We start from the raw sequence: 9,401 nt of genomic DNA on the forward strand, positions 1-9,401 counted from the left end.
GGGGGTGGAGGCAGCGGCGGCCAGGTGGTGATGGAAGCCTTTCAGCTGAATCTCACCGCCGCCGCTCGCATCACCGCCAATGGAGGCGGTGGTGCCGAGGGCGGAACGACCACCAGCAATACGGGGAGCGCTGGAACCAACGGCAGTCAGGATTCAAGGACTCCTGCCAATGGTGGAACCGGCAGCAATACCACCGGAGGTGCTGGCGGTGCCGGCGGCGCTGGGACGGTGCCCCCCGTCAAGGGCACGGATGGAACCCGGGATGGCTGGGGGACCGAGGGGTCTGGCGGTGGCGGTGGCGGCAGCGCCGGCTACATCCACCTGCGCAGCGTCCAACCCTGCGCGCTGGCCGTCGGGCATGTCATCAGCCCCCCGGCCACCACCTCCTGCACGCAGCCCTGACCTATCCCCTACTCCGGGAAGTGTTGGGTACAGTGCGGCGCCATGAATCGGCTCTGCCTGCTGGGTTGTGTGCTGTTGCTCGCTGCCTGTCGGGAGAAGGCTCCCGACGAAGGCGCCATCCGCGTGTCCGTGAAGTACGGCACCTTCAAGCCCGCGTGCGTGCGCGTGGAGGCGAAGGACGCGAACGGGCACCAGGAAGCCACGGACATCCTCTCCAGCGAGTTCAAGAACGCGGAGAAGAACGAGGTCCTGGTCGCGGTGCGCCGCAAGGCGGACTGGGACGCGACGCTGGACCTCACGGTGTCGTCGTACGCGGAGGCTGACGGCGACCGGTGCTCGGGTGAGGCGGTGGAGCGGTTCACGAACGCCGCGCTCACGATCGTCCCCAAGGAGTACACGCGCTTCGACGTGGAGCTGAAGGCAGTGGACGCTGACGGCGACGGCTCGCCTTCCGGCATCGAATGGGCGGGCACTTCCGACTGCGACGAAACGAAGGGGGACGTCCGCCCGGGCGCCGTGGAGAAGTGCGACACGACCATCGACTACGACTGTGATGGGAAGTTCGCGTGCGAGGACTTGGACTGCTCGGCGAAGACGTGCACGGACGGAGACCTGTGCAACACGGGCAAGCGGTGCATTGGCGTGGGGGCGTCGGCGCAGTGCGGAGGTGGCACGCCCAAGTGCACGCAGTCCGCGGGCCAATGTCAGCCGACGGTGACGTGTGAGGCCGCCACGGGCCTGTGCATTGACGGGAACGTGCAGGTCGGCGCGGCCTGCGACCCCGGGAACCCGTGCATGACCGATGGCCGCTGTACGGCCGACAAGCAGTGCGAGGGGACCTTGAAGACGTGCACCACGCCGACGAGCCCCGATTGCCAGGAGTCCACGGGCACCTGCAACCCGACCAACGGCACCTGCGTGTACGACCCCAAGCCGGTCACCACGTCCTGCGAGGACGGCAACGTCTGCCACGAACCGGGCTTCTGCGATGGCAATGGCACGTGCATCGGCACGGACACGCCGTGCCCTCCCGTGGAGTGCAAGACCGCCGCGGGCTGCACGGCGAACAACTCCTGCATCTATTCGGGGGACCCGGCCCAGCTCAACCTGCCCTGCAGCCTGGACGGGTCCGGAACGCCACGCGTGTGCACCGCGACGGGCCAGTGTGTCGCGTTCCCGTACACGCCCAGCAACTTCGATCCGAACGGCATTCCTGGCGGTGAGCTTGGCGAACTGAGGACCACCGGCGCGGTGGTGTTCGACACGGACGCCGAGTCCTGGACGCCCTCGAACGTCGGCCCCGATACCAGTCAGCTCACCCTCAAGACCGTGCCCCAGGGCGGAGGAGCACCCGACATCCTGCTCATCCCGGTGCGGACCCTGGCCCTGGGCGGCGAACTACGCATCGTGGGCAGCCGTCCGGTCATCCTCGCGGTGTATGGGGATGCGACGCTGGACCACGACATCCTGGCCAGCGGGCGCATCGTGAATGGCGCACCGGTCCCTGGAGCCGGCGGCAATCAGCAGTGTTCTTCATCACAGGGCAAGACCGGGACGTTCAGCGGGAGCCAGGGTGGCGGTGGGGGTGGTGCTGGCGGTGCGACGGCTGGAACGAATGGCGGAGATGGCTTCAACGCCAGCAACTCGCGGGGCGCCGCGGGCCTGCAGCAACCCTTGGTCTTCACGCCACTCCTCGGTGGATGCGCGGGGGGCCCTGGTGGAGGCTCGGGCAACGCGGCCGGCGGACTTGGCGGTGCGGGTGGTGGCGCCTTCCAGATTTCGGTCGCCAGGACACTGACCGTCGGCAAGGCCCTCTCCGTGAGCGGCGGCGGTGGTTTGGGCGGTAAGGCGAGCGCTTCACCCGCCCATTCGGCGGGAGGTGGCGGCGGAGGGAGCGGAGGCCGCATCGCGCTGGAAGCCTTCCAGGTGAACCTGACGTCCACCGCGCGACTCACCGCCAATGGCGGTGGTGGTGGAGAGGGTGCTGGCGCAGGAACCCTCGCCGCGAATCCTGGGGAGAATGGCGCGAGTGGTAGCGAGGACAGCGACAGCAGCGCCAACGGCGGCGCGGGTTCTGCCACCACGGGTGGCAACGGTGGCTCGGGTGGCACCTCCAGCCTCCCCTCCCCTGGCAATAACGGAACAACGGTCGTGTTGGGTAACGGCGGTGGCGGCGGTGGCGGTGGCGCCGCGGGCTCCATCTATCTGCGCAGCGTCCGGAGCTGCACCCAGGCGTCCGGTCATGTGATCAGCCCCGCCTCGACAGGAGGCTGCCAGCCTCTCTGACGCACGCTTCCTCCTGGAATTCCAGCAACAGCGGGCGAGTGAGTACAGTGCGGCACCATGCGTCTGTTCTGTCTATTGACCTGCATGGTGCTGCTCTCCGCCTGCCGCATGAAGGACCCCGCCGAGGGCGTCCTTCGCGTGACGGTGAAGTACGTCTCCCAGGAACCCCGCTGCGTACGAGTGGAGGTGGGAGACGGCGTCCGCCTGGCGAAGGCAGACGTCCCCTCCGGTGAGTTCCAGGACAAGGAGTTTCGGCTCGCAATGGTCCGCAAGCCGGACTGGAACCGGCTGATGAACCTCACGGTGACTTCGTTCAGCGCCGTCAGCGGCACGCAATGCGCGGGAACGGTCGTGGAGGTTCGCCACAATCCCTCGCTGGACGTGGCCCCGGGGACTTCCGCCGACTGGAGCGTGACGCTGCGGGCGACGGACGCGGATGGCGACGGCTACTTCGCCGAGGCCCCCGGATCGGAGCGGCCCGACTGCGACGATTCGAACTCCAACGCCCATCCCGGCGCGACGGAACCCTGTGGCTCGCTGGCGGACTTGAATTGCAACCAGCGGGTGGGCTGCCAGGAGGCGAACTGCGCGGGCCAGTCATGCGACGACGGCAACGCCTGCACCACGGGGGACCACTGTGAGGGTTCCGGCCTGGAGGCAAGATGTCTGCCTTCGCAGACGACGACGTGCTCCCAGCCCACGGGCACCTGTGACACACCCCAGGCCTGCAATCCCGCCTCCGGACTCTGTGAGGCAGTGGGTTCCACGGCCGGCAAGAGCTGCGACGATGGGAACGCCTGTACGGTTGGGGACACGTGCGGGGACAACGGGACGTGCGCAGGTACGGAGCGCACGTGCACCACCTTGGCTCAGTGCATGGAGGCGCAGGGCACCTGCAACGCGCGGACGGGCGCCTGTGACTTCACGCCACTCCCCAACATGACGGCATGCCAGGACGCGCGGATGTGCACCACGGCGGACCAATGTGATGGGAACGGGAACTGCGTGGGCTTTCCCAACGCCTGCGTCCCACCTCCATGCCACCGCGTGAAGCAGCAATGCACGACGAGCACCGAGTGTGAGTACGAGGTGGACCTCAACGGGGCCTGTACGACGTCAGGTGGAGCTCCCGGCGTGTGCCTGGTGACAGCCGAGTGCAGCGCTTTCCCCTATCAGCCCTACAACTTCGATCCGAATACCATCGCGGGCGCGAACATCGGTGAGCTCAGGACCAGCGGAGACATCACCTTCGACACCGCCGGCCTGATCTGGAACCCCTCCAGTGCCATCTCCACCGCGGCATCGCTCAGGATCGTGTCAATGCCGCAAGCGAACGGGAATCCGCCCGTGCTGCTCATTCCGGTGAAGAAACTCGAGCTGAACGGGACCCTGCGAATCACTGGCCCCTCTCCCGTCATCCTCGCGGTCTATGGCGACGTGAACCTCAGCCAGTCCATCCTGGCCTCGGGCAGCATCACGAATCCCACCACGGCCTGCGGCACCTCCCAGGGAGGGACCGGCACGTACAGCGGCAAGAGTGGCGGGGGCGGTGGCGGCGCTGGCAATGGCACGTCCGGGGTGGAAGGAGGCAAGAGCTACAACAGTCAAAGCCATGGCAGCGCAGGGACTTCCCGGCCCACCAGCCCCGAGCCCCTTCTGGGAGGCTGCCCGGGTGGCAACGGTGGCGGCAACGGTTCCGCCACTCCCGGCACGGGTGGAGCCGGTGGCGGCGCCATTCAGTTGTCGGTCGCGCGCAACCTGACGATTTCGAAGGCTATCGGCGCAAGCGGGTTTGGTGGCCAGAAAGGCATCGGAGGGGGCGGTGGCGGTGGTGGCAGTGGCGGCCGAGTGGTTCTCGAAGCCTTCCAACTGACGCTCAATGTGAGTGCCAGCCTCACCGCCAATGGCGGCGGTGGTGGCGAGGGGGGCAACAGCAGCAACAATGACGGCGTGAGCGGAGCCAATGGCAGCGAAGACTCCGCGAATCCGGCCGCTGGCGGTACCGGGGGGAACACCACGGGAGGCGACGGCGGCGCAGGGGGAACCGGCACGGCGGCGCCCCGCAAGGGCGCGGACGGAAGCAGGGATGCCTTCGGAACCGATGGCGGCGGCGGCGGCGGCGGAGGCGCCGCGGGCTTCATCCACCTGCGCAGCGTCCAGTCATGTGTCATCAACGCCTCATCCGTGATCAGTCCCGCACCCACGGGTGGCTGCGCACTCCCCTGACCCACCCGGACAGCAACCAGCCCAGCAACCCCCATTGTGAAGTTTCACACACTTGATGTGAAACCATGTACGGTATGTTTCGCCTGTCGCACGACGCGCGGGCGAAACACATCTCAGGGGGAATCACACCATATGAATGGCAAGCAATTGCTGCGTCGCAGCGCGGTCGTGGGCTTTGGCTTCTTCGCGCTGATGGGCTGTGGGGGCCCGGACGCAGTGATCCAGGAGCCGGAGCTTGGCAACGTCGAGCAGGGCATCAACGTCGCCACCAACGGCAGCTTCGAAAACAACAACATCGGCAATTTCAACTACGTGATCCTCAACCCCGGGAGCACGGCGCTGCCGGGTTGGACCATCACCGGCGGCATCAAGGTGATGAAGAACACGTACAAGGTGGCGCAGAGCGGCATCCAGTCCATCGACCTCAACGGTCTGGGCGCGGGATCCCTGTACCAGGACGTGCCCACCGTCGTCGGCGCCGGCTACACGGTGTCCTTCTACGTGTCCAACAGCCCCACCTGCACCACCGTGTCCCGGTCGGCCACCCTCAACTACGGCCCGAGCACCGCCAGCTTCTCCAACAGCTCCGGCACGTGGTCGACCTTCCCGCGCACCTACGTGTTCAACGCCACCAGCACCGTCTCGCGGATCGAGCTCATCAGCACCTCCGGTGGCGTCGGCTGTGGCCTGGCCATCGACAACCTCCAGGTGAACGGGCCGTGATGCACGCGGTCCGCTGACCCATTCCGCATGCGGTCGCCTGGCCGCTCTCCAGGCGCCCGCCGTTCATCGACGCACGTTTCGCCGGAGGCTCCTCCCGTCACACTGGCCATTGGATGGAGAAACCTCGAAGTTCCATGCCCCAGCAGTGGCCTCCCTTCTTGAAGGCGCGCCTGGGCGTGGAGGCACATGGGCGCGGTGGACGACATCCTGCGAGGCGGCGGCGCGTGTGGCGCCCTGCTTCGCCAGGTGGACTGGGCGAAGACGTCCCTGGGCCCGGTGGAGACGTGGCCCCAGTCGCTGCGCACGGCCGTCGGCATCGTGCTCGCGTCCGACTATCCGCTCTACGTCGCGTGGGGTCCGGAGTTCGTCCAGTTCTACAACGACGCGTACCGGCCCATCTGCGGACGCACGAAGCACCCCGCCGCCCTGGGACAGGCCGCGGGCGTCACCTGGCCGGAGGTCTGGCACATGCTGGGCCCCGGCTGGGAGCGCATGCGCCGGACGGGCGAGGCCATCTTCGTCAATGACCTGATGATGCCGCTCGACCGCAACGGCTTCGTCGAGGAGTGCTACTTCACCTACAGCCATTCGCCCGTGCGCGACGAGTCCGGCGACGTGGCGGGCATCTTCGCGGCGCTCAAGGAGACCACCGGACAGGTGGTGGGCACGCGGCGGCTGGACATGCTGCGCGAGCTGGGGGCCTCCACCGCGGACCGGACCACCACGGACGACGCCTGCCGCGAAGCCATGCGCGTCATCACCGCGGCGCCGCTCGACGTGCCCTTCGCCCTGCTCTACCTGGTGGATGACACCACCGGCACCGCGCGGCTCGCCGGGACGAGCGGGCTCGCGGCGGGGGATGCGCTCGCTCCCGAATCAATGCCCCTCCCGGACGGCACGGGCGAGGCGAGCGCGGACTGGCCGCTGGGCGCCGCCGCGAGCACCGGCGCGGCCTTCCTCTGGGAGAAGCTGCCCGGAGCGTCAGGCACCGTCGCGGTGGGGCCGTGGCCGGAGGGAACGGCCTCCGCGTGGGTGCAGCCCCTGCCGCGCGTGGGGCATGCACGGCCCGCCGGCTTCCTGGTGATGGGACTGAGCCGCCGGCTGGCGCTCGATGAGAAGTACCGGGGCTTCCTGGAGCTGCTGGCCCGGGGCGTGACGACAGCCATCTCCCAGGCCCGCGCTCGCGAGGAGGAGCGCCGCCGCGCGGAGGCGCTGGCCGCGTTGGACCGCGCGAAGACGGACTTCTTCAGCAACGTGAGCCACGAGTTCCGCACGCCGCTGGCGCTGATGCTGGGGCCGGTGGAGGACGGCCTCCAGGATCCGCTGGAGCCGCTCGGTCCCCGGCAGCTCGAACGGCAGCGGACGGTGCACCGCAACGGCCTGCGGCTGCTCAAGCTCGTCAACACGCTGCTGGAGTTCTCCCGCATCGAAGCGGGCCGCCTGCACGCGACCGCGGTGCCCACCGACCTCGCCGCGCTCACCCGCGGGCTCACCAGCGGCTTCCGCTCCACCGTGGAGCGCGCGGGCCTGACGCTCGACGTGGACTGTCCCCCGCTGCCGCACCCCGTGAAGGTGGATCCGGATCAGTGGGAGAAGATCGTCCTCAACCTCATCTCCAACGCGTTCAAGTTCACGCACCAGGGCGGCATCCACGTGAGCCTGCGCTTGCGGGGAACACAGGCGGTGTTGCGCGTGGCGGACACCGGCACGGGCATCCCGCCGGAGGAGCTGCCGCGCATCTTCGACCGCTTCCACCGCGTGCAGGGCGCGCGGGGACGCAGCTACGAAGGCAGCGGTATCGGGCTCGCGCTGGTGCGGGAGCTGGTTCGGCTGCATGGCGGCGAAGTGCAGGCGGAGAGCCGCCCCGGCCAGGGCAGCACCTTCACGGTGACGCTGCCCGCGGAGGCGTCCTCCCTGGCCGACGCTCCACGGGAGACGACGGCGTCCACGCCCACGCGCGCTCCGACGAGCGCGACCGCCGCGGCGTTCCTGGAGGAGGCCTCCGGCTGGTTGGGGCCGGAGGGCACCCCGGCCATGCTCGCGGTCGCCGCGGCCCCCGCGCCCCTCATGAGGACCGTGGGCGGCCACGTCCTGTTCGCGGACGACAACGCGGACATGCGCGCGTATCTGCATTCGTTGCTCGCGGACCGCTTCGAGGTGACGCTCGCGGCGAACGGGCTGGAGGCACTGGAGGCGTGCCGGGCCCGGATGCCGGACCTCGTCATCAGCGACGTGATGATGCCGGAGCTGGATGGCTTCGGGCTCCTGCGGCGGCTGCGCGAGGACCCGGCGACGGCGCACGTGCCCGTCATCCTGCTGTCCGCGCGCGCCGGCGAGGAGGCCACGGTGGAGGGCCTGCGCATGGGAGCCACCGACTACCTGGTGAAGCCGTTCTCCGCGCGGGAGCTGCTGGCGCGCGTGGAGGGCAACCTCGCGGCGGCGCGGGCGCGCCGGGAGCAGCGCCAGGCGGAGCGGGAGCGCGAGAAGCTGATCGCGGTAGTGGAGCAGTCCTCGGACCTCATCGGCATTGGCGCGCCGGACGGACGGGCGCTGTTCGTCAACGAGGCGGGCCAGCGGATGCTGGGGCTGGAGGGGCCGGAGGAGGTGCGGAGCACGCACCTGCTCAACTACTTCCTGGAGGAGGACCGCCCCTACGTGCGCGACGTCATCCTGCCCAGGCTGCGCGAGCACGGGCGCTGGGACGGCGAGTTCCGCCTCCGCCACTTCCGCACCGGGGCGGCGGTGCCCGTGCACTACAACTTCTTCATGCTGCGCGATGCCGCGACGGGCGAGGACATCGGCATCGCCACGGTGAGCCGGGACATCAGTGAACGCCACCGGCGCGAGGCGGAGGCGCGGGAGCAGCGGGAGTTCGAACAGCAGCTCATCGGCATCGTCAGCCACGACCTGCGCAATCCGCTCAACGCCATCCTCCTGTCGGCGAACGCCCTGCTCCAGCGCGATGACCTGGGGGAGCGCGCGACGAAGAACACCGGCCGCATCATCAGCAGCGCCGAGCGCGCGAACCGCCTCATCCGCGACCTGCTGGACGTGACCCAGGCGAGGCTGGGCGGAGGGCTGCCGGTGCACCGCCGCCGCATGGACTTCCACGAGGTCACGCGCCAGGCGCTGGAGGAGGTCCAGGTGGCGTTCCCGGAGCGGCAGGTGGTCCTGGACCAACAGGGCGACGGCCTGGGCTCGTGGGACGAGGAACGGCTGGGCCAGGTGGTGCAGAACCTGGTCACCAACGCCCTCCGCTACAGCGAGCCCGGCTCCACGGTGCGGATGTCCACGCGCGAGGAGGGGGACGGCCTGGTGCTGGAGGTCCACAACCGGGGCCGCCCCATCCCACCGGAGATGCTGCCCACCCTCTTCCAGGCCATGCGGCGCGGCCACCATGACGAAGGCCGGTCCTCGCGCAGCGTGGGGCTGGGGCTCTACATCGTGCAGCAGGTGGCGCGCGCGCACGGAGGCCACGTGAGCGCGACCTCCAGCGAAGAGGCCGGAACGACGTTCACGGTCCGCCTGCCGAGAGAAGCGCCCCCCGCCTACGACACCGTGTCCTGAGGCCCTATTCGTCCGCCCGGAGCGCGATGGCGGGAGTCACGCGCAGCGCGCGGCGTGCGGGCAGCCAGCTGGCCACGAGCGCCACCGCGCCCAGCAGCAGGGGCACGCCTCCGAACGTCAGGGCGTCCAGCGCGCCCACGCCGTAGAGCATCCCCGCGAGGCCGCGCGCGAGCACCGCCGCCCCCACGAGCCCCACC

General features: G+C 69.4%; 5 protein-coding genes and 1 pseudogene. 5 read left to right on the forward strand and 1 reads right to left on the reverse strand.

Going from position 1 to position 9,401, the window contains the following annotated elements:
• From D7Y21_RS43200 to D7Y21_RS38005, 5 genes and pseudogenes are all read left to right on the forward strand, one after another.
• Positions 1–402, forward strand: a pseudogene (locus tag D7Y21_RS43200) (hypothetical protein); the annotation flags it as partial.
• A 42-nt stretch (positions 403–444) separates the two neighbouring features.
• Complete coding sequence (locus D7Y21_RS37975; RefSeq protein ID WP_121718310.1) at positions 445–2,688, forward strand: hypothetical protein; 2,244 nt, start codon at positions 445–447, stop codon at positions 2,686–2,688.
• Positions 2,689–2,745: 57 nt separating this feature from the next.
• Positions 2,746–4,914: a putative metal-binding motif-containing protein gene (locus tag D7Y21_RS42060; protein ID WP_158627413.1), complete on the forward strand. Its 2,169-nt coding sequence runs from the start codon at positions 2,746–2,748 to the stop codon at positions 4,912–4,914.
• 132 nt (positions 4,915–5,046) lie between these two features.
• Positions 5,047–5,637 carry a DUF642 domain-containing protein gene (locus tag D7Y21_RS38000; protein ID WP_121718313.1) on the forward strand — a complete coding sequence of 197 codons (591 nt, stop codon included), beginning with the start codon at positions 5,047–5,049 and terminating at the stop codon, positions 5,635–5,637.
• A gap of 186 nt (positions 5,638–5,823) precedes the next feature.
• Positions 5,824–9,204, forward strand: coding sequence for an ATP-binding protein (locus D7Y21_RS38005; RefSeq protein WP_121718314.1), 3,381 nt, complete (start codon positions 5,824–5,826; stop codon positions 9,202–9,204).
• 4 nt (positions 9,205–9,208) lie between these two features.
• Here D7Y21_RS38005 and D7Y21_RS38010 read toward each other — a convergent pair.
• A partial coding sequence (locus tag D7Y21_RS38010) for a hypothetical protein (RefSeq protein WP_147469498.1) occupies positions 9,209–9,401 on the reverse strand: 193 nt, incomplete at its 5' end.

Origin of the sequence: Corallococcus sp. AB045 (genome assembly GCF_003668895.1) — a bacterium.
GTDB classification, from domain to species: domain Bacteria; phylum Myxococcota; class Myxococcia; order Myxococcales; family Myxococcaceae; genus Corallococcus; species Corallococcus coralloides.